The sequence below is a fragment of the Peteryoungia desertarenae genome, from assembly GCF_005860795.2.
Classification (GTDB): Bacteria; Pseudomonadota; Alphaproteobacteria; order Rhizobiales; family Rhizobiaceae; genus Allorhizobium; species Allorhizobium desertarenae.
Window position 1 is genome coordinate 255831 of the sequence record NZ_CP058351.1, and the last position, 23025, is coordinate 278855.

At 56.1% G+C, this 23025-nt stretch carries 11 protein-coding genes; 9 read left to right on the forward strand and 2 right to left on the reverse strand.

Annotated features, from left to right (window positions below; translation table 11 throughout):
• Nucleotides 1–409: 409 nt before the first annotated feature.
• The 7 genes from FE840_RS18540 (at nt 410) to FE840_RS18570 (ending at nt 19123) form a co-directional block, all read left to right on the forward strand.
• The gene (locus FE840_RS18540) at nt 410–10519 is read left to right on the forward strand and encodes a DUF5801 repeats-in-toxin domain-containing protein (RefSeq protein WP_179028221.1); all 10110 of its coding nucleotides are present in this window, start codon (nt 410–412) and stop codon (nt 10517–10519) included.
• A 638-nt stretch (nt 10520–11157) separates the two neighbouring features.
• On the forward strand, nt 11158–12513 hold the full coding sequence (locus tag FE840_RS18545) for a TolC family outer membrane protein (RefSeq protein ID WP_138289364.1): 1356 nt from the start codon (nt 11158–11160) through the stop codon (nt 12511–12513).
• Nucleotides 12514–12534: 21 nt separating this feature from the next.
• Nucleotides 12535–14691, forward strand: a complete 2157-nt coding sequence (locus FE840_RS18550; RefSeq protein WP_138289353.1) for a type I secretion system permease/ATPase — start codon at nt 12535–12537, stop codon at nt 14689–14691.
• Nucleotides 14688–15980, forward strand: coding sequence for an HlyD family type I secretion periplasmic adaptor subunit (locus FE840_RS18555; RefSeq protein WP_138289351.1), 1293 nt, complete (start codon nt 14688–14690; stop codon nt 15978–15980). The genes FE840_RS18550 and FE840_RS18555 overlap by 4 nt, the downstream gene beginning before the upstream one ends.
• Before the next feature lie 6 nt (nt 15981–15986).
• Complete coding sequence (locus FE840_RS18560) at nt 15987–16640, forward strand: ribbon-helix-helix domain-containing protein (RefSeq protein WP_246318939.1); 654 nt, start codon at nt 15987–15989, stop codon at nt 16638–16640.
• A 147-nt stretch (nt 16641–16787) separates the two neighbouring features.
• Nucleotides 16788–18422 (forward strand): sensor histidine kinase, encoded by a 1635-nt coding sequence (locus FE840_RS18565; protein WP_138289349.1) that lies wholly within the window; start codon nt 16788–16790, stop codon nt 18420–18422.
• On the forward strand, nt 18419–19123 hold the full coding sequence (locus FE840_RS18570; protein WP_138289347.1) for a response regulator transcription factor: 705 nt from the start codon (nt 18419–18421) through the stop codon (nt 19121–19123). Before FE840_RS18565 ends, FE840_RS18570 begins: the two co-directional genes overlap by 4 nt.
• A 40-nt stretch (nt 19124–19163) precedes the next feature.
• Here FE840_RS18570 and FE840_RS18575 read toward each other — a convergent pair whose 3' ends face one another.
• The gene (locus FE840_RS18575) at nt 19164–19730 is read right to left on the reverse strand and encodes a phosphoribosyl-AMP cyclohydrolase (protein ID WP_138289346.1); all 567 of its coding nucleotides are present in this window, start codon (nt 19728–19730) and stop codon (nt 19164–19166) included.
• 153 nt (nt 19731–19883) lie between these two features.
• On the reverse strand, nt 19884–20849 hold the full coding sequence (locus tag FE840_RS18580) for a transglutaminase-like cysteine peptidase (protein ID WP_138289344.1): 966 nt from the start codon (nt 20847–20849) through the stop codon (nt 19884–19886).
• A 321-nt stretch (nt 20850–21170) separates the two neighbouring features.
• On the opposite strand from FE840_RS18580, the gene FE840_RS18585 reads away from it, so the two are divergent.
• Nucleotides 21171–22346 (forward strand): type 1 periplasmic-binding domain-containing protein, encoded by a 1176-nt coding sequence (locus FE840_RS18585; protein ID WP_138289342.1) that lies wholly within the window; start codon nt 21171–21173, stop codon nt 22344–22346.
• A gap of 151 nt (nt 22347–22497) precedes the next feature.
• Entirely contained in the window at nt 22498–23025 is a 528-nt protein-coding gene (locus tag FE840_RS18590) for a cytochrome b (RefSeq protein WP_138289340.1), read from the forward strand.

Here is a 23025-nt window from a genome sequence, read left to right on the forward strand (position 1 = left end):
TGAGAACAGCATGACGCTGCGTCTCGCGCGACGACCGGGTCTGTCTCCGGCTCGAAAGCGCACGATGTTTTCGCCGTGGTTTATTTGTAGAGAATTCTAATAAAGCAGCGAAAAGTATAAAAAGCCTCCGATTGTTATCGCAGGCTCTGTCTCAAGTCAAAAATCCTTAAAATTTTAGGAGTGACGCGATCTCCAGGGCATGATCTGGCGGCTCAAAAGTCATGCGCAGTATAATTCACAAAAATTTAACAAAAACGGAAAATTTGCCCATTTTTGGGGCCTTTTTGGCGATTGTTTCAATGTTGGTCGATCAATGCATAATCGGGTATATCAACAAGGTTAAAGAAATATTGCACCTATACATGCTCGAAATTTAAGTGCCGGATAGTTCATTAAGAGGTGAGTAACCATGTCTATTGAAGATCCGCGCCAGTCCGCATTTGAGAATATTGCTGCCGCCCCGGAGTTCGAGACCGAGTTGAGCCGGGACCTTGGCTCCTCTGCAGAGCACCAGACTGAGATTGAAGTTGCGCAGGCGCAGATCGAGACGCCGGCAACGGACACAACGGGAAGAATTCAGCCGACGCCGGTCGAAGAGATCCCAAGCCGCATTGCTCCCGATCAGAACAACACCGTTCGCCTTCCGGTGACCGTTTCCATCGACGAACTACGCGTCAACGGTCCCGATCTCGTTCTCGTTCAGGAAAACGGCACGGAGATTACCATTGTCAACGGGGCTGCCCGGATCCCCACCTTCATCATTGCCGATGTCGAGCTTCCCCAGCAGGCGCTTTTTGCGGCGCTCGAAGGAAGCAATATCAATGTTGCTGCCGGTCCCGATGGCTCCTTCTCGGCGCAAGCCCGGTCCGACAGCAATGGCGGTGACTTCGACGACAATCCTTATGGGGCAGGCCCGGGCTTCCTGGATCTGGTTGGTCTGCTCGGCGATACCAGCTTTGGTGACGCATCGCGAAACGGCGAAATCCTCGGTATTGACGGCGTCCCTTCGATCCCCTTCCCCCTGACGGTCCCCTTCCTTTTCGATGAAGCCCTTCTTGCCGATGGCATTGTGGTGAACGAGCGTTTCAGCGGCATCCTTCCCTTTGATCCGGGCCCGAATGCCGGTACGATCACGGGGATCGCTTTTGTCGGAGCAAGCAACATCGACGAAGAAGGCGCTGGCCTGCAGACCCTTTCCGGTTTCACCTCCGGTGGTCTGCCGATTTCGATCGAGACCTTCCCGGTTCCCACCGATGGATCGGTCCTAAATTTCCTGGCTCTTCGTGGTGTCGATGCCGCGGGAAATGCTATTTTCACGATTACCATCGACAACCGCGCAACCGGCGCATTCACCTTCGAGCTCGTGGGCAAACACGATCATCCGGATGCGGGCCAGAATGATCTCGCTGATCTGTTGCGTCTCGGTTTTACCTACACGGTGACCGATCTCGATGGTGATTTCGCTGTCGGTAATTTCAGCATCGACATTCAGGACGATGCGCCGCTACGGGGCGAAGAATTCAGCGCAACCGTTGAAGATGAGGCCGTCAACGGCGGGAATGATGAGAACGATGACGCGCTGAGTGGCGCTGCTTCCGGTAACCTGAATATTCGCTGGGGAGCTGATGATGCCAACACCAATTCCGGCGGCAATGGTGACCGTTCGGTTGCTTTCACGAACAACATTGTGGTGGTCTCCGGTGCGTTCGGTGAGGCTCTGACGTCTCTCGGCGAGCCAGTGCGCTTTGCTGTGGTCAATGGCGTGCTTGTCGGTTACACCGGCGAGGCAGCGCCCGATGCCTTCTCGGTTGCAGCGCTGCCGCCGAATGTCGTCTTCTATGTATCCGTCTCAGACAATCTCCAGGGTTCCTATACCTTCACACTGGTCAAGCCTCTCGATCATGCCGCGGTCGAAGGTGAAAACCCATTGTCACTGACCTTCAACTACACGGCCACTGACAGCGACGGAGATGCCATCAGCGGACAGTTCACCGTAAATGTCCGAGACGATGTGCCAATCATTGACGCTCCTGAGACCGGACTTGTTGATGAGGATTTCTTGCCCGATGGCAATTCCGACAAGGTGCAGTTGCCGCAGGCATCAGCCGCGCGGATCGAAAGAGAAGCAAAGTTCGAGCAAGTACCAGCTGAACAGGAAGGCACACGGACCAGTGGTAACCTGAACATACGCTGGGGTGCGGACAACGGAAACGCGCTTGAAAACGGTGGCAACACCAGTATTGCCAATGATCGCGCCGTGTATTTCACCCAGGCCAGCATTGATGCGTTGGTCGAGCAGGGGCTGACATCGGACGGTCTGGCCCTAAGGTATGACATCCGGGACAATGGAACCGGCCTGGTGGCATTTCAGGAAGGCGAAGGCGCTGGCGAAGGCGTCGTCTTCAGCGTCACGCTGTCCGATACCGTAACCGGTCGTTTTGACTTCACGCTTTCCGGCAATCTTGATCATCCGACGAAGGGAACCAGCCCGGCCGAAGAAGATCTGCCCATCAGGTTTGACTTTGTTGCGCGCGACAGCGACGGCGACACGGCCTCGTCTTCGTTCATCGTTGAGGTCAATGACGACAGCCCGATCTTCCGGAGTAATACTGAAAGTGTTTCGCTTGATGAAGAGGACATACCGGCGCTTTCCGGGAATGTCGGTGATTCCTATGCTGGCTCTGGCGAGGGCGATGATCTGTCCTCCTCCGATGATGACGGCTTTAACCCCGGTAACGGCGGTCGTGCTGCATCAGGCAACTTGAACATATCCTGGGGTGCTGACAGTGCGGATGCCCGCAGTGTCGTTTTCACATCTGTTGGTTTGGGTGAGGGTTTTACAAACGGACAGCCTATTCGTGTCTTCCAGCAGGATGCTGAGCGTGAAGCTGACCTCACGCACAAGGGTCAGACTGTCCGGACCTGGATTTCGCCGGATGCTATGACGATCATTGGCTATGTTGGTTCTGTTGAAGGAAACGGGGAGCCTTCACCCTCGCAAACAGTATTCTCGGCAGTGCTCGATGATAACGGAACAGGTTCCTACATCTTTACGCTTTTCAAGAGCCTTGACCATGCAGCAGGCGGGCGCGAAGATGATGTACGGATCGACTTCGGCATCAGGACAACTGACAGCGATGGTGATAGCGTTACGTCCGGCTTCAGCGTGACGATTGACGATGATGCACCTGTATTGAGCGGCAGGAAGGAAAGCCGGATCGTCGACGAGGATGATATCTCGACGTTGAGGGACGGTTTTCCGGGTGGTTCGCTCGGTACGTCTCCGGATGATGGCAAGAAGGATGGCTCGTATACGGGTAACCCGATCGGCAGCAAGACGGGCCCTGCCTTCATCTCCGGCTCGCTTGCCAACCTGATCAAGGGCGGCGCTGATGAAGGTGTTGAGTTCACCTTCATCAATGAGGGTGCTGCGCGTGCGGCCCTGACGTCGTTCGGCCTTTCGTCCAAGGGTGTCGAGCTCAGCTACGACATCCAGGGCAGGACGCTTTATGCCTATGATAACGACGCGGGCAACTCCGGTTACGGCGAAGGTGATCGTCTTGTCTTCAAACTGACGGTGCAGAAGGACGGCTCGTATGAATTCGAGCTTCTGGACCAGCTGGACCATGACAAGCCAGAGGCAGGCAAGAATGAGAACTTCGGTCTGCAGGGCAGCGATCTTGATGCCATTGATTTTGGTGCGGTGATCCAGGCGACGGACAAGGATGGCGACAGCATCACGCTGGGCGGTGCCTTCGAGATCCAGATCCGCGACGATGTTCCGGAAGTCAAATCCAGGAACACGTCTAAGACCCTCATCATAGACGAGACTGCAGGCAGCCAGAAGGGCGATGATGAAGTTGCTGGTCCTCTGAACCTATTCGCCGCTGTTAAGGCAAACAATCCTGTCTCCAGCATGCAGGGTCCTCAATATGCCCAGCAGAAAGGTCTCGTGGTCGCGACCGGAAAAGAAGGCGCTGACGATGATGCGACTGTAACCTGGGCGCTCAAGCTGAATGGTCAGAACGGGCTCGATTCTGGGCTGAAGACGACGGATGGTCGATCCATCTTCCTTTCCCTCGAAGACGGTTTGATCGTTGGTCGCTATGATAGCCCGAATGACGGCAATCGGGTCACGAACGATGAAGACCCGGCCGCTTTCGCACTGCATCTGTCGAACAACGGAACCCTGTCGATCGTGCAGTATGTCGCCATCAAGCACGATGATCGCGAGGATCACGACGAGAGCAACGATCCCTTCAAGGACAAAGGCCCGATCCAGCAGACACTCGCTGGCAAGATCAAGGCAGTCGTGACCGTCGAGGATTTCGATGGTGACAAGGCGGTGGACGAGGTCGAAGTCGGTGGCCGTATTGTCTTTGAAGACGATGGTCCTCGTGTTGGCGAGAATGCTCTTGTCCAGCTGGAAGATGACGATCTGAAGCCGCATGGCATTGAATACGGGCCTGGTGATGATGCCGCACCGAAGAACACGACCGGCGCCTTGAACTTCGACTTTGGTGCTGACGGCGGTTCCATTCGTCTGCTGACGGATGGGGCACCCGAGGGCTTCGACTATCACCGGGGTCAGGATGGCTCTCTGCTAATCAAGCAGGGCGATGTCACGGTTGTCACCGTTACGGTTGACAGCGCAACGGGCGCGTACAAGGTTGTTCAGAACGCAGCCATCAAGCATCCTAGCCTTGATGGCAGCCCGGATGACAACACGGAAAACAATGTTGAGTTCACGGTAAGATATCGTGTCACGGATGGCGATGGCGACAGTGTTGTCGGCCAGCTGAAGATCAATGTCGATGATGACTCACCTGTCATTGATGTCGACCTGAAGAAGAACGCGTCCATCATCATTGACGAAACCGATGGCGATCGTGCTCCGGGCGAGGGGGATCCAAAGGGCGGCAACCTCGGCACCGTGACTGTTTGTGCCAATGATCTGTTCACGGAAAAATTCGCCTTTGGTGCCGATGGTGCAGCCGCGACGAAGGCCAAGCTTTACGCCTTGTCAGTCAGCGTGAACGGTGTTGACTCCGGTCTGGTTGATGCCAGAACAGATATGAAGGTCGTTCTGGTCAACGAAAACGATGTGATCAAGGGTCGTGCAGGCAGCGTCGAGGGCCTGCTGGTCTTCGAAGTCAAGGTCAACGCTTCCACTGGCGATGTGACGGTCACGCAGTTCCGCGCCGTCGAGCATGGTGATGCGAAGAACGCCAACGAGCTTTCCGAACCCATGCTTGCCAACAAGCTGCTTCTGACGGCAACCGTCACCGACGGTGATGGCGACAGCACCAGCGACAGCGTCGACCTCGGCTCGATCATCCGCTTCCAGGACGATGCGCCGCGGATCGGCAGCAACAAGCTTGTGGTCCTAGAAGACGACGATCTGAAGCCGAATGGCATCGACGGTGGCCACGGGGACGATGCTGCGCCCAAAAATGCCAGGGGTATTCTGTCTCATGACTTCGGCGCAGATGGTGGTTCGATTGCGCTGACGGGTGTGAAGCTTCCGAAAGACCTTGGATTCAAGGTGGCGTCAAACAGCGGTTCCGAACTGGTGGTGACGCAGACGCAGGGCGACAAGGACATTCCGGTTCTGAAGGTCGTCATCAATTCTCAAACTGGCGCCTACGAAGTCACGCAGCTTGCGGCAATCCGTCATCCGTCCATGAATGGTCAGGGTGGAGACAACAAAGAAAACAATGTCGACTTCGAGATCCGCTATACGGTGACCGACGGCGACGGTGACAAGGCCTATGGCAAGCTGGACATCACCATCGACGACGACATGCCGGATCCGAAGGTGACGGTCCCGACCGGCACTCTGGCTGTCCACGACGAGACCGCTGGATTGCAGGAAAATGACAGCGATGGTCGCTTCCCGGGGACTGTCCCGAACGCTGGCGGAGACCCGATCGGTATTGCTCGTTCCGAAAGTGCAATCGTCAACGTAGACCCGCGTTACGGTGCGGATGGTCCGGGATCGATCAGCTACGCGATTGGTGTTCCAGGCGATAGTATTTCGTCTGGGCTTTTCACCACAAGCGGCGAGCCGATCACCCTTTTCGAAGTGAGCCCAACCCTCGTCGTTGGCCGCTATGATGGCGAAGACAACGGCTCGTCAGTTGGCCCCAAGGATCCGGCGGCATTCGCCATTCACATTGACCCGGTCACAGGTGTCGTGACGATTGCGCAATATGTTGCGCTGAAACATCCAGATGGCGGTGATAGCCACAACGAACTCCTGGCCCTTGGCAAGGACAAGCTGCGCGTCACTGTCACGGTTGAAGATGCCGATGGCGACAAGGTGTCCGAGCGTGTGGAGATCGGCAACAAGATCGGCTTTCGCGACGATGGTCCTTCGATTGAACTTCGTGCCGGTGATGATACGCACATCGTTTTGGAGACACAGGAACGCGATACGACTAACGGTATCGACACAAGCACGGTCGCCTTCAATGAAGTGTTCTCTCAAAGTGCGCAATCCGGGGCGGATGGTGTGCGCGGCCTCGACCCACTCCGATATCGGCTGGACCTGATGAATGGTAGCGTGTCCTCTGATTTGAAAAGCAACGGTCAGGACATCACGCTCTACAAGGTGGACGGCAAAATCTATGGCTCTACGGCAAGTGGAAGCACAGACGCCATCAAGTCTGCCGCAGTTTTCTCAATCTCTGTCGATGATCTGGGTAATGTTACACTCACTCAGTTCCAGAAGATTGACCACAGTGTGCCGGATAGTTCTGGCCCCTATACCAATGACGTCCTTGTTCTGAAGGATGGCCTGGTGACACTGACTGTTTCGCAGAGCATCACCGATGGCGATGGCGATACGGCGTCTAGCAGCGCCTATGTTGATCTGGGCGGCAATATCCGCTTCCAGGACGACGGTCCCTCGGTCAGTACTGCCGCACCAGTCGTCGCCATGGTTGACGAAGATGGCCTTTTGACGGGCAATGCTGATGACAATCTTGACGGTGAAGCAGAAGGATACGAACAAGTATTGTTCGAAGGAGATCCTGGCGCGCTGAGATCTCTCTTCAACTTCGGTGCCGACGGTGTGCATGCATCAGAGGCAGTCACGCTCAAGCAATTTGAAGGATCTGACGGCTCGGGGTTCAAGTCCAAGGGGCAAGATGTCCTGATCAAGCTTGAGGGCGGAAAGCTGATCGGCTATGTCGCCGAGAAACCAGACGTTTCCGATGAACGGGTTGTCTTCGAGCTGGAAGTGAAGGCTGATGGCTCCTACACCTTCAAGCTGGCGGGCCAGATCGATCATCCGACACTCGATGACGCCACAGGTGACAACAGCGAGAACACTGTTCGTCTCGATCTCTCCGCCTACATCGTCGGCAAGGACGGCGACGGCGACACGGTTGCGCTCACCCCGGGCAAGTTCGTGATCGATATCGTCGATGACATACCGGTTCATGCGGATAAAGCGGTTTGCCTTGAGATCGACGCGCCTTTCGTGATTGATCCGGTTCCCGCCAAGGTGGCCAATATCGTCCTTGTTCTGGATACGTCCGGCAGCATTGATGACAGGCTCTCCGTTATGCAGAAACAGGTCGAAGATCTGTTGAAGGAGTTCGGTGACTCCGGCGCTAAGGATGTTCGCGTCCACATTGTCGAATTTGCAGGGGATGCCCGCGCTGTCGGCACTTACGATTTGATTAAGGACGGCCAGCTGGTCCAGGTTGAGCTCGATGAGGCAATCAGCGATGTTCGCGCCCTGGACGAAGTCGGCGGCACGAACTACGAAGCCGGCATGCAGCAGGCGCTCGAATGGATCGAGGGTGTCCCGTCTAAGACCATCAATGTGACCAGCAAACTCAAGGAGTTCGACGCTAATGCAAACGGCAGGGGCGAAGGCAATACCGATATGGCTTTCATCATCGGTCATGGCTCCACGCAGATTGCGCTGGTCTCAGGCTGGGTTGCGCCAGCCAATCAGGCTGGTCATCTGCGCAGCGCCGATGGTCATGTCGTCAATGGCTGGGGTGTCAACGGCGATGGTCGCGGAAATGTTTCGCATGATCTCGAGCCGAATTCACCACATGAGGTGCTGCGTTTCGATTTCGGTACTTTCAACGATTTCGACAATGGCGGCGCCTACGAAAATCGGGGTGGCTTCAATGGCATTCCGGTGACCAGCGCCACATTCAATCTTGATCATGAAGCCAATTCCGGCTCCACAAATTTTGAATACAAGGCCTACTTTGTTGACGGTAGCGAACCCCAGACGGCAACGCTGTCCGTTCGAGGGGACAATGCGCCCCTGACGATCGTCGGTCTGGATGGAAATGCGGGAAAGCAGATCGCCTACATCGAATTCCGCGTGACTTCCGGTCGTGGGGACGTCGATCTCGATTCGGTTGAAACGGCTCCGGTTCCTCCGGGCACGATTCCGAATGCCGATATCAACAAGCTCATCTTCATTTCCGATGGTGAGCCTAACATGACCAACGACAACGATGACGTGTCTGCAAATGAAGCCATCAGTGCCATCGGTAATGAGGTCACCGCCATCGAAACGGCAGGCAATCGTGGTCAGCTGGATCAGAAGTTCACGATTGAAGCCTTCGGTATCAAGGTTGGCCTGGATGGTCTGAAGATCCTTGATCGGGTTGAAGGCGAGGGCGGTCAGGCAACCGAAATCAAGGGCAGTGATACCCTCACCGATGTCATGTCCGACCTGATCAATGAGCTCGGTGGCACCACCGGTCAGCCGCCGAGGGAAGTCTCCAAGACCTTCGATCTGGCGGATCTGGTGAAGGTTGGCGCAGACAAGGACCTTGCGTTCGACTTCAAGGCTGGGACATCCGGCTCGCAGGTGACCCTTGCAGGAATTGCCATGATTTACACGACTGCAGGCAATCTTCTGACCGCCACGGCAGCTGGCAACAAGGTCTTCGAACTGGAAATCGAGCGGGATGGTCACGGCACGTTCACCCTCTATCGTCCGCTCGGGTCCGAAGATGTCAGCATTGACTTCTCTTCGATCATTGAAGCGAAGGATGCCGATGGCGACAGCATCACGCTTGCTGCGAACCAGTTCGTGGTCAAGATCGACGCGCCGGATGCCCCGTTCGCGAATGATGATCGCATCATCACCAATGTGGGGCTCAATTCAGAGTTCTCCATTCCGAAATGGGTTCTCCTGGCCAATGATGAAGCCGAAGCTTCGCTCGACATCACGGCGCTGACGGGTCGTCAGGGGCTCGGGGCAAGGCTTGGCTCCGGTGATCAGGGGATCCGCGTCACGGATAGGGGCGAAGACGGCGGCAACTTCGACTATACGATTACGGACGGTCGCCAGTCAGCCACCGGTTCCGTTACTGTCCAACAGGTCGAAGCGCTTCGTGGTGGCTCTGGCGACGACATCATCCTCGCCCGCAGCTCTGTCACGCCAACGGCGCAGACGACCACCATCAAGTTTGCCCCGAGTTATGACAAGGGCGATGTGGTGTCGATCACGGTGGACGGCGTCACGTATACGCATGTCGTGAAGGAGAACGGGCGCACTGCCGAGCAGGTCTATGACGCATTGAAGGGTGAAAAGGTCCAGAGGATCAGATTGGAGGAAAGCCTTGCTTCCAAGGGTGTCCGTTGGGCCAAGGATCTGGTCAATGGCGAAGTCATCCTGACCGGGGGACCGGGCAAGGCCAACGCCTTCGAGCTTTCTGCAGAGATTGATAACAGCAATGACTCCGCCAAACCCTGGATCACGTCCGTTGACTTTACCGACGACGGACATTGGATGTCTGATGGTGACAGCTTGAGCCTGATCATTAACGGTCGTGCCTATACCGCTCAGGAAGCATTGGGAAAGCATCAAACCGAGGACCAATATTTTGACAGTGCCGCCAACAAACTCCTGGAAATTGTCAACGGTCTTCCGGGAGTGAATGTAGAGTTCGATTCAGCAAAGAATACTATTCTGGTGAAAACGGATTTCCCTGCAGAAGTTGATGCAAAGACTTCAAATCACTGGGGATATTGGCCAGTTGAGGTTCAAGAAGGCTCCGCTCGTTCGGACCAGAATGCGCCGGTTGTTCATACATCCACTTATGCGTCCGATGGTGGTTATGAACTGATGGGCCTCGCTGGTGATGACATCCTGATCGGTAGCGACGGTGATGACGTCATCAACGGCGGAGCAGGGGAGGATATCCTGGTCGGCGGAAAGGGTGCGGACGTCTTTGTCTTCGATGCCCATGCTCTGGATGATCTGAAGGTTGGCGATCTGATCGCTGACTACAACAGCCAGGAAGGCGACGTCCTCGATATTTCCGGACTGCTCGACTCCCTGCTAGGGTCAAGTGCCGGCAACGACGCACGAGAAGACGCAGTCAGTGTGACCCAAGAATCTGGCAATACGATCGTCAGCGTGGATCATGACGGTCAGACGCATGATCTGGCGATTCTTCAGAACTACGGTGGGGCTGTCAAAATCCTCTTTGACGACAATCATTCTGTAGGTATTGACCCGACCAACACCTGAATCGGTCATCAAATCTGAATTAAGGGACGGCATTGCGATGCCGCCCTTTTCGTTTTCGCCGGCCTATCCCGTTCTTGATATAGGCGTCATTTTCGTACTCCAGCTTGAGGTGAACTATTACTATCGGAATACAAGGATTTTTTTGCGTTATATAAAGAAGCCATGTCAAAAAAAGAATCGTTCTTTATTGTTGGATTGTATTATGCGTTCCCTGCAGTTACCACCAAAGCGAAAACTACGTCCGCGGGACCTGTTGCTGAAACGTTACATCCCTGCAATTTGTGGGTAAGAATTCACGCCAGATCCCGCGCTCGCGTTATGGTTCAGTGCTTCTCAGTTGAAACACCCTGCTCAAAATTCCATTTTGAACGCTGATCCCTCATATATGGCCGTCTTGTAAAGGGATTCTCGTTCCTCAACTCAACCAATCAGTAGGCGAATTTTCTCTATCGATCAAAATTGGGTGTATCTTGCATTCCGATTGATTAGACTTTCAGCGCAAGGAACCTCGGTATATAAGTCCCCTCAATTGCTGGGAATTGATGAGGGTGACTCCGTTGTTTAGGACGCATAAATTTATCACCGCCATGTTTGCCTCCGTGGCAATCGTATGGTCTTCCGGTGTGCCCGTCAGCGCGATGTCCCTGCAGGAGGCCATTCAAAAGTCACTGCAGACCAATCCGCAGATTTCCCAAGCCGCGAAGAACCGCGAGGCTGTCGAATTCGAATTGCGTCAAGCGCGGGGCCTGTACCTACCTTCGGTTGATCTGGAGGCTTCGGTCGGTAAGCGCCGTCTTTCCAACGAGAGCACTGGTACGCTGACCCGGGATTATGAAAATTTTTCTTCCGCTGACGTCGGAGTGACGATCACCCAGCGCCTTCTGGATGGTGGTGCGCGCCGTGCCGGCGTGGAGCAGCAGGCTTCCCGCGTAGACAGCGCTTCTTTCCGGGTGCTCGAGCGGTCCGAGACCATCGCTCTTCAGGTGGTCCAGGACTATCTGGAATACATTCTCCAATCGAAGATCGTGAATGTCGCCCAGCAGAATGTCAGTTTCCATAACGGTATCCTGGCCGACATCAACCAGGGGATCGCCGGCGGCGCCCTGACCGACGTTGACCGCGTTCAGGGTCGCGAACGTCTCGAGGCGGCAAAGGCCCGTCTGCGCGAGGCTCAGGAAGAGTTGGAAGCAACGAAGATCCGGTTCCTGCAGACCGTCGGCGAGCCGATTGCCAATGCGAAAATGCCGCCATCGATGAGCAAGCATTTGCCGCGTTCGCTCAATGACGCGATTGCCATGGCCAAGTCGAACAATCCGCGGATCTTTACCGCGCGCGCGGATATCGATGCGGCAGATGCCGGTATCCGCGCGGCGCGCTCCAATTACGCGCCGACTGTTGACCTTGAGGGGCGCGCAAGCGTCGGTAACGACATTGGCGGAAGCCAGGGGAATACGAACGATGTTCAGGTCCGCGTGGTGGCCCGTTGGAACCTCTATCGCGGTGGTATCGACCAGGCCCGTGAGCAGGAACAGATCCGTCGCGCCAGCGAGCAGCGTTTTGCCTCGGATCAGGCGCATCGTGAAGTCGAGCAGTCTGTCCGTTCCGCCTGGAACGAGCGCGTCAGTCGTGGCGAGCTGTCACAGATCCTGGCAGCGCAGTCGGAGCAGAACGCGACTCTCGTTTCCTCCTATGGCGAGCAGTTCAAGATCGGTCAGCGTTCGCTGCTTGACGTTCTGGACGCGCAGAACACGCGTTTCAACACCAGCATTGTTGCTGAAACTGCGCGATTTGCCGCCATTTTCGCGGAGTACAAGATCCTTGCTGCGTCGGGCTCTCTCCTGAAGTCAATGAACCTGAAGCCGGTTGCGCAGACAGACGCTTATGCGCGCAGCGAATTCTCTGTGACGTCAGGGGCTGACGGATCGCGCTATGTTGAGAGAGACTCCAGGCAAAAGGCTGGCGTTCCGATGGACCTCCTTGCGCCGCTTCAATAACCGGCCATCGGTTAGGGCATTATGTTAAATGTACTGACGGAACCGGCGGACACTCGTGTCCGCCTGACCTTTCGTTCTGCATTCAAAACTGTCGCCGGGTTTTATGGCAGGCCCAGCTCCGATACTGTTTTGTTTTCGGGACTGCCGGATGAGATCATCGAGTCGCTCGAAATCGAGGACATCGAGCATGTCGCCGAGCGCATCGGGCTGCAAGCCTCCGTGATCAGTGAGCGGGATTGCCGTGAAGGCAATTTCGACTGCCCGGCGATCATTGTGCTGGAGGACCAGAGCTGTCTTCCATTGCTAGAGGCTGGAGAGGACGGTCTCTACACGGTCAACCATGGCATTCACCGCACAACCGACCGGCTGACGCACGAGCAACTGGTTGCCATGAAGCCGGCTTTCGGTTTTGCCTTCAGCCTTTTCTATCGCAATTCGGGGGAAGACGCGACAGTCGGTCACGCTGACGAAATCGAAAAGCGTCACTGGCTGGTGAAGGCGCTGGTCCCTTATTGGCGCACCTATATGCGGGTGGTGGTTGCGGCTCTTTTCATCAATCTGATTGCGCTTGCTTCTCCGCTGTTCACCATGAATGTCTACGACCGCGTTTTGCCGAACAAGGCGGTCGAGACCTTATGGGTTCTCGCTGCAGGGATAGGGATCGCCTATCTGTTCGATTTTCTGCTGAAGACCGCCCGTTCATCGCTGATCGATCATGCCGGACGAAATGCCGATATCCGACTATCGCAGATGATTTTCGACAAGGTGCTGAATTCCACCCTGTCATCACGCCCCCTTTCCACGGGCGAATATGCCAACCGGGTTATGCAATATGAATTTGTCCGCGAGTTCTTCACCTCAAACACCATCGGTCTTCTGATCGACACGGCCTTCGTCTTCATCTTCCTGATTGTGATCTATCTGATTGCAGGCTGGCTTGCCGTGATCCCGGCGGTCGCTTTCGTTCTGTCGGTCCTGATTGGTCTTTATGCCCAGGCGCAGATTGGCCATCGGATGGCGGCTGCCGCCAATGAGGCTGCCAAACGACAGTCGCTTCTGGTCGAGACGATTTCCACGATCGAGACGCTCAAGAGCCTTCGTGCCGAGGCCAGCATGCTGCGCCGCTGGCAGGAACTCATGAAGTATTCCAGCCGCACCAGCGAAGAGATCAAGCACATCTCGTCCAATGCGATCAATCTGACGGCTTTCGTCCAGCAGATGGTCAGCGTCCTGATCGTGATCGCCGGAACCTATCAGTTCATCGAGGGGCAGCTCGCCATGGGTGCGATCATCGCAACGGTGATGCTGGCCAGCCGTGCAGGCGCCCCGCTTGGACAGATTGCCATGACGCTTGCCCGCTTCCGGCAGGCGACGGTATCACTGCGCATCCTCGACCAGGTGATGGAACAGCCCGAGGACAGACCATCGACAGTCGGTTTCGTCAATCGCGAGATAACCCGGGGCGGTTTCAGCTTTCAGAACGTCACCTTCCGCTATCCGGGCTCGGACCATGCCGTGATCAATCAGTTGAGCCTGACTGTCCAGCCCGGGGAACGTGTCGGTATCATCGGACGTATCGGATCAGGCAAGACCACCATAGGTCGTTTGCTGGATGGCCTGTTCGTACCCTCCGAAGGTCGCGTGCTGATCGATGGTGTTGACATCCGACAATATCACATGTCCGAGGTTCGCTCTGCGGTCGCCGTCGCCGGCCAGTCCTCCGATCTTTTTTCCGGGACGGTGAAGGAAAACCTTCTGATCGGTCGTCCCGATGCGACGGATGAAGAAATTCTGCATGTCTCACGCATGACCGGTGTCGACGAATTCGTGTCGAGCCATCCCCGGGGATTTGACATGCCGGTTGGTGAGCGCGGGAACAATCTGTCCAGTGGTCAAAAGCAGGCTCTCACCATCGCACGCCTGCTTCTGACCAAACCCAAGATTGTCTTTCTCGATGAGCCTTCCGGCGCGATGGATCTTGCCAGTGAACGGCATCTCCTCAATCGGCTCACCAATGCCTTCGACCGGAATACGACACTTCTGATTGCGACCCACCGCTTCAGCATGCTGGATCTGGTTGACCGGCTTGTCGTGATCGACAAGGGCAAGATCGTCGCGGACGGACCGAAGAAAACGGTGATCGAGGCGATGCAACGCAAGCCGGGGACAAAGGCATGACACGACGCATTGTCGATACTCCCCCCTTCATGGCGCGCATGATCCTTGGACTCGTCGCAGCCTGTATTGTTGTCTTTCTTGCCTGGGCCGCCATTGCCGAGATCGATGAGATTTCGCGCGGCGAGGGCAAGGTCGTTCCCGTTTCGAAAACGCAGATCGTGCAATCGTCGGAAGCGGGTGTTGTCGAAGAAATCGCCGTTCAGGTGGGGCAGGTGGTGCGCCGTGGCGAACTGATTGTCCAGTTGAACAACCGCACCACGGAATCTTCGCTTGGCGAGGCCGTCGCACGCGCAAGGGCACTCGGTGCCAAGGTTGCGCGCCTGGAAATGGAAGAAGCCGGTCGTTACCAGGATCCCTATCAGTGCCCCGAAGAGGTGCTCAAGGTTGCCCAACAGGTCTGTGAGAACGAGGAGCAGCTGTTTCTTGCCAACAAGGCCAGCTATCTCAACAAGCTTGGCGTGCTTGAGGAGCGGGTGCGCCAACGAGAAACGGAACTGAGTGAAGCGCGGGCCAATATAAGCCGGCTTGAACAGAATATTGCGGCCACGACACGTCAGGCCGATCTCTTCGCACCCCTTGCAAAACGTGGTCTTGTTGCCCAGACCGAGGTGATTGCGCTCGACCGGGAACTGACAGATCAGCGTGGACAGATGGCTGTCTACGAGGAAAGTCTTGTCCGTCTTGCAGGTGCTGTCGAGGAAGCAAAGCTTCAGGTCAAGGAACTTGCTCTGGAACTCAGGCAGCAGGCCTTGACGGAGAAAGCCCAGACACTGGCCGAGCTTTCGGTCATTGATGAAACGATCCGTGGCGCCAGTGACCGTGTCGAACGGACCGATATCCGCTCCCCTGTAGACGGAATTGTGAACACGCTCGAAGTCAACACGATTGGTGCCTATGTCGAGCCGGGTCGTGTGGTGGCCGGGATTGTGCCGACCGCGGATACCTTGTTGATCGAGGCGAAGATATCGCCTCGGGATGTTGCCTTCATCACCCGTGGCCAGCGCGCGATCGTCAAGATCACGGCCTATGATTTTTCCATCTTTGGTGGTCTCGAAGGTGAGGTCATCAATGTCTCTGCCGACAGTATCGTGGATCAGGACAAGGGCGAGACATTCTATCTCGTACAGGTGAAGACCGAGCAATCTGAACTGAGACGCGGCGACACTGTCTACCCGATTATTCCCGGCATGATTGCTTCGGTTGAAATCATGACCGGACGCAAGACAGTGCTGAGCTATCTCATGAAACCGATCAACAAGGCGCAGTCTGTTGCGCTGACCGAACGGTGAAAAAGGATGCTGCCAAAGAAACAGATGGCCTCGCCGATCTGGGATATGCAGCAAAGCGGCGGCCTGCTGCATGTCGAGACGGAAGAGGCCGAGCCCCGGTTTCGTGCGGTCATCGGCAAGAGTGGTGAGCGCAGGGGTATCCGGCTCGAAGGAATCTATTGGGAGGCTCTCCAATGGCTTGCATCGGCCACCCGCGGTTCCCTGTCGGACATCGTTGAAAAAGGAGCAGAACAGGTTCCAGACAATGGCAATCTTGCCTCCATCCTTCGGGTGCTTGCCGTCAAGTCGCTCTGGCAAAGACTGAATGCTGTCGAAGCCATGAGTTCGATGGAAAACCTCTCTGCGCTCGTCCAGGCCTCCCCGTCTCCCACGATTGTTCTGACACGAGAAAAGAAGATCCAGCTTTTCAATGAGCCTTTCGTGGCCATGCTCAGGCAGCGACTGGCGCTTTCGACCACGTTGCAATTGTCGGCCGGTTTCCGCTTTGCCGTGGACACCCAGATTGAAGACGCGATCAGCAATCTGGAAGCCAATCGAGGAAAGATGCTGGTCACCGGCTTTACCGCAAGCGGGAACGGAAAGACGGTCAATGGACAGATCAACCTGGCGCTTGCCCCAAGTCACCAGAAGCAGATGGTGATGGGCTATATTGTTCGTTAATCGTCTTTCCCGAACGAAATCGACCCGGCCATGCCGGCGAGCTTGCGCATATCCTGGCCGATCACGCATATATAAGATGCCTTTTCAGGCAGCTGCCGATAGGGTTCGTCCAGTCTCAAAGGCAAAGCGCAATGACTGCATATCCTGATGCAACTCCATTCTGACAACACATCCTTCGGCTATGTGACGCAGCTTCGCCTCGCCTTTCTCGGCCTTGCAGTTCCCACTGTTTTGCTGGCGCTGGCCGGGTGGTACGTCCTGGAGCAGTCGCAATACCGCGTTGAAAGAGGAAGAATTGCGAGTGATATCTACACGGCCTTGATGGGCTTCGATGTCGAGAAGGCTGCCCTTCGTAACTGGAGCTTTCGGCGAACGCTTGCCCAGAATGCAGCAGCCGAAGAGCGGTCGGCCATCCTGGAGCGCATGGCCGAGAAGATTGAACTGATCTCCGAAAAGGCCGAGCTTGCCTTCGCGCTCGACAGTTCGCGAAGGAAGACGCTTGAAGAACATCGTGAACGGGAAAAGCTGATCGTCTTTCTCGATGATGTCATCGAAAAACTCGACATGGAGACGGCCCTGCTGATTTCCGACCAGCCAGCCTCCGCCATCCAGATTGCCAGGGTCGAAGCCCAGTTCAATCAGTTCCATGGCGTCTCGCCCGCAGAGGCGTTGAAAAAGGCCTTGGCGACGGAGGCGATTGCGCTCGAGGCCGAGCGCAATCGGGCAAATGATGCGCTGACAACGGCGCGTCAGCTTTTTCTGCTTGCCGGTGGCTTCGGGCTGTTTGGTACACTGATCCCTGCCGCGTTTCTGGTGACGCGCTTTCGCCAACCGTTGAAGCAGATGGAGGAGGGGCTCCAGGCCTATCAGAATGGCGACTTTTCCTACCGCTTCGACCGGTTTCGAGATGTCGAATTCAAATCGCTGGGACGGCAACTCAATGCGATGGCAGCCGAAGTGGACCTTGCCCGCAAACGGGCTGCAGAAAACAGGATGGAGCTTGAGCAGACGGTGGCGATCAGGACGGCCGAACTCCGGCGAACGGTGGACGAACTGGCGGCTTCCGAAGGATCACGGGCAAAGCTTCTGGCTGATGTCGGCCATGAGTTGCGCACACCGGTCACCGTAATCCGTGGAGAAGCACAAGTTGCGCTGCGCCTCAAAAGCAGGGACAGCCAGCCCTATCGAGCCGCTCTTGAGCGCATTGTGGCGGTCTCGCGCCAGATGGGACACCTGATCGAGGATATTCTCGTCCTTGTCCGAAATCCGTCAAGCGAACCTCTTCTGGAGCTGAAGGCTGTCAGACTTGGCGATGTCGTCGCGAGCGCTGTCGAAACCGCAAGAAGTGCTGCGGCGTTTCACAATGTGTCTGTCAGCAGTCCGGAAACATTGCCCGCGACCGTCATACGGGCGGATCAGCATCGTTTGCGCCAGGTGCTGGTCTGCCTTCTCGACAATGCGGTTCGCTATTCATACGCGGGTGGCGAAGTCACACTCTTCGTTGGCGAGGAGGAAGGAGGCCATGTCTCGGTCTCGATCCTTGACCGGGGCCTTGGCATCAATACGGAGGACCTGCCTTATCTGTTCGATCGGGGATGGCGGGCGAAAGAGGCCCGTGCGCATCGTCCCGATGGCCTGGGACTTGGCCTCTCCATCGCCCGAAAATTGACAGAGGCACAAGGCGGCCGGCTTGTGATCCGGAAGGGCGAGGACGGTTGCGGCACCCTGGCGCAGCTCATCATGCCAGCCCTGCCAGCCATTCCCGCAACGGAGGTTCAATGAACATCCTTTTGATCGAGGACGATGTCCGTGTTGCCGACTTCCTGGTGCGAGGCCTGCAGGCGGAAGGATATGGCACGAACTGGGTGCGAAGCGGAAAGGAGGGGCTGGCGGCAGCAGAAGCTTTTGCCCGTGATTGTGAAAGGCAGGATCTTCCCGGTGTCGTCATCCTCGACGTTCTTCTGCCGGAGCTCGACGGGTTGAGCCTGTGCCAGATGCTCAGAAAGCGCAATCATCAGGTCCCGATCCTGATGCTGAGTGCCATGGGCGAAAGCCACGAGCGTGCGGACGGCTTGCGACGTGGAGCCGACGACTATCTCGCCAAGCCTTTCGATTTTGACGAGCTTCTCGCGCGCATCGAGGCCCTGATGCGCAGGACGAGGCGCAGGGTCCAGCCCAGACCCTTGCAGATCGGCACCATCATCCTTGATCGACAACTGCCTGGTCTTCGCACTGAGAGTGATGAAGTGGCTCTCAGTGCACTCGAAATGGCCATGATGGAGCTCATGGTTGCGTCAGCCGGCGCGACCGTCAGCCGGGAGCGGATACTTGCACGGGTCTGGCAGGCCGATCGCGATCCCCTGACCAATGTCGTCGATGTCTATGTCAGTCGCTTGCGTCGCAAGATTGCAAGACTGGACCCCGAAGTCAGGATTACGGCTGTCCGGGGCCTTGGTTACCGGCTGGGTGTACAGCGTCTCTGAAGCTCGTCAGAGACGCTGACGCTCAAAGCTGGATTCACACTTACTGACCGGTATAGGGCAGAGAGGAGTGGTGCAGCACGATGCGCAGATTGCCGGCATCGTCGAGCTGGTATCCCCAGGTCTTGTCCACGGAGGTGACCGTCCCGTCGGCATTGGTGATATGCACCTTTCCGATCGTCTTTGCTGTCTCGCCGCTGATAAAGATCGCCGAATTCTCGATCTTCACATCGGTCCAGCCCTTCAGTGCAAAGCCCGTATCGGCGGGAAACTTCGGATCATTGCCGACGAAATAGGCAAGCGCGCCTTCGGCTGTGGGGCGGAAGGTCTGCGGTTCGACGGTCAGTGTCGGCTTGAAGAGAACGGGTCCCAAATTGTAGCCATAGGCCGCCTCGATCACGGCCTTTGCCGTGGTCTTGGCCTTCTCGATCCCACCCTCCTTGTAGTCGGTCGAGATCTGAACCAGAGCCTCGCCCCAGGCGACCTGGGCGGCCTCGACCTGCGCCTGTGTGATCGAGCTGTCGATGATTGTCGCCGTCACGACCGTGTCTGCATGGGCGGAAAAAGCAATAGACAGAGCGGCAAATGTCGGAATCGCTATTCTGAGCATGTTCTGTTCCTTTTTTGTCATCCGCACGGACCTTCCATGCGGCTGGAACAGAGATGTTGATCAAACCTGACAGCTGCGTGAGCTGACGATGAACGAAAGATTAAAGGCGCGTTATGCGCCTGCCTTCTTCGCTATCTTTCGCAGAACACTCCATCACAGCCTTGCCCCTTCACCGGGGGCCACATTGTCGAGCTTTACATTTGCAGCGATCGACTTGTTCTTGATACGTGAGCCGTGGATATAGCCTTTGCCGGCGGAAATTGAGAAGAGCGGCATATAGTCGGGAAGCTGGGTGTCCAGGAGGATCTGGTCCCGCAGATTATCCAGGATGTAGTGCCGTCCCTGCACCTCGACCGAAAGCACGGCATGATAGAAGCTGCGCTTCTGGTCATAGAGGACGACCAGCGACATGTCCTTGAGCGGTACACCCTGAGCGGCAAGGGCCGCCATTTTCAGAAGCGCGTAATCCTCACAGTCGCCAGCGCTGCGCTTGAGCGTTTCCGATGGGGACGCCCAGCGATCGGCCTTTCCATAGGTTTCGCTATCCGTCTGGTATCGAATAGCGCGATTGACGGCGAGATTGACGCGGTTCATGCGATCACGAATGGACGCGCCCATTCCATCTGCCGATGCAAGTCTGACGCTGCCGAGGTCGATAGGGCATTTCGAGCCTCTGCAGTCGAGGGCTCGACCGCTCTGTATCTCTGCGAAAGTCGGTGCTGCCTTCTTGAGAGCACCAAGGCGCTTGAACGGAATAGCGACGGAGCCGAAGACATCGCTGCTTGCGGGATGCGTTTCCGAAACTTTGCCTTTCGCGGAGACGGTACCCGTGAGCGTGTTGTCCGTCCCCAGAACCGGAGGCGCTGGCAGGTTTTCAATTCCGACCTTTTGTCTCGAAATCTTAGCGAGCTGCTGCCCGGCGACCAGTCCGTTCCTGATGAGGTTGGACACTGTCGTTTGCAAAGAAGGTCGCGCGCTTGAGATGATCCAGCCAAGCGTCACACCTGGTGGGGAGTACGTCGTGTACGAGAGGGCAGGCGATGCGGCGGCCTGGGGAGCCCAGAATGATGCCGCGAGTATGGCGGACATGGCGAGTGTTTTTTTATTTTTATTTGCCATCGGATTTTCTCCAGCTTCCGCGGGAGATTACCGATTTTGTTTGAATATATAGTTCTTATACTTGGTGTATCTTGAGATAATATTGAAGTTTAAAATTGAATACAGTTATAGCTTTCATATTGGCGAAATTTTAATCATGGGCCATCGTAAATCACGGCGCTGATCGACCAGATCGACCTGTTCGCCGCATCCTTGCAATCCAGCGTGTCGATCCTGGCTATCAGGCAATCCGACCAATTCTGGTGGAAGTCTTGCCTTGCTTCGGACACGGCGACTGCTTAATTTCGCGCAGTCTTTCTATTTTGGGGCAGTTTCAGGAACATGAATGTTCGATTGATACCGATGACCGGCTCGAAGCGGCTTGTCAGCCTAGCCGTCGTGGCGCTTCTTGTTTCCAGTTGCCAGTCAGGTGATTTCCTTAAAACTGATGGATCTGCCTCAGCTCAACCCGCGCATTCAGCGAATAGTGTTGGCCTTTACAATCAGACCCTTGGTTCCGGACCGACGAAAGTCGGGTTTCTCGGTGTTCGTCGTGCGGATGCCTCGGCGCGGCAGGCAGATCATGAGTACCGGGACGGGGCAGCGCTCGCAGTGAATGCGATAGGCTCCAATATCGTGCAGTTGACCATGCTGGAGGCCATGGAAAACCCGAAAGAGATTGAGGCTGCAACGAAATCTTTGGCAGACAAGGGCGCGCGCATGATTATCACGAGTGCGCGTGACGGCGAACTTGAGCTGGTCCGTTCTGCTATCGGAGATAGGCCGGTTACTGTTCTTGCATTTACCTCGAACCAGGCGAGAAAACCGGATGGCGTCTATGCTTTCCTGTCGAGCCCCACGGACAGTCTCCTGGAAAGTGCAACATTTGCCATGGCGGAGGGATCGGGTCATGCGGTGATTGTGGCATCAACCGATGCTGGCAAAGCGCATGGTGAAGCACTTTCCAAGAACCTGAAGGGCTTTGGCGCGAAGGTGGAGCCGGTCATTGATGTCTCCTCCGGTTCCTTGTCTTCAAAGGCTCAGGCATCCTGGAAGCGTGCGGATATGGTGATTGTGATGCCGGACGTGAAAAACCCTGGTGCGTTTTTGAAGCGTGCGGATTCAACAACGCCACCGCGACCGGGTCGCCGTATTGTGGCGAGCACGGCACTTACCGGGGCTGATCTGTCAGATCCGAAACTGACCGGCGCCATTGTCTGTCGCTATGATCAGAATGTGAGTGACCGCATCGGCCAACGCTATCTGGCAAGCTATGGCATGCCGGCGTCGCAACATGCGGGTTATGGGTTCGATGCCATGGCGATGGCCATCGGACTTGCCAACAATTATGGTGATGAGGCCTTTGTGCCGGAGAGGATCATGCAGCCCCAGGGCTTCTCTGGAGCGATGGGCGTATTCCGGCTCGAAGAGGGCGGCACGGTTCGGCGCAATTGTGATATCTTCAAGGTGGCCAAAGGGAGCTATGTCTTCTTCCAGCGTGCACCGACCATGCTGTGAATGAAGTGCCAGACCCCGGTCATTCAAGCATAATTGATCCGGGAAACCGGCAAAGCCTGGCTGCAGAAGGCCATCTGGCAGAACCATCTTGCAATTCTTGCGTATCTGGATCGGGGTGGTCGAGAAACTCCAATGCAGAGGGAGAGCGTTCATGGACATAGTCAAGGTTGCCGGTCGATACCCGTCAATGATGCGCAGTCTTCATTGGCTGGTCGCCATCCTCGTTCTGGCAACCTGGCCGCTGGGCTTGATGATCGGCTACACGAAAGAAAGTGTAAAACTTGATTTCTACCTGATCCATGAAAGCCTGGGGTTTCTGGTCCTATGGATCATGCTGGTGAGAGTGGGCGTCAGGCTGACCTCTGACGTCATGCATCCGCCTCAGCCGGCCATGGAACGCTATGCAGCGCGTTCGGTTCATGGTCTGCTTTATCTCTTCTTGATCATCATGCCGGTCAGTGGCTTCCTTGCGACCAATGCCCATGGGTTTCCGCTTGTCTGGTTCGGTCTGGTTCCGATCTGGTCGCCGGTCGGAAAGACCCCCGACATTGCGCCGATCTTTTCTGCAATCCATGCCTGGAGCGCATGGATCCTTCTTGGACTTTTTGCGTTGCATATCGGGGCGGTGCTGCTTCACCACGTCATCAAGAGGGACGCGACCCTCTATCGAATTCTCTAG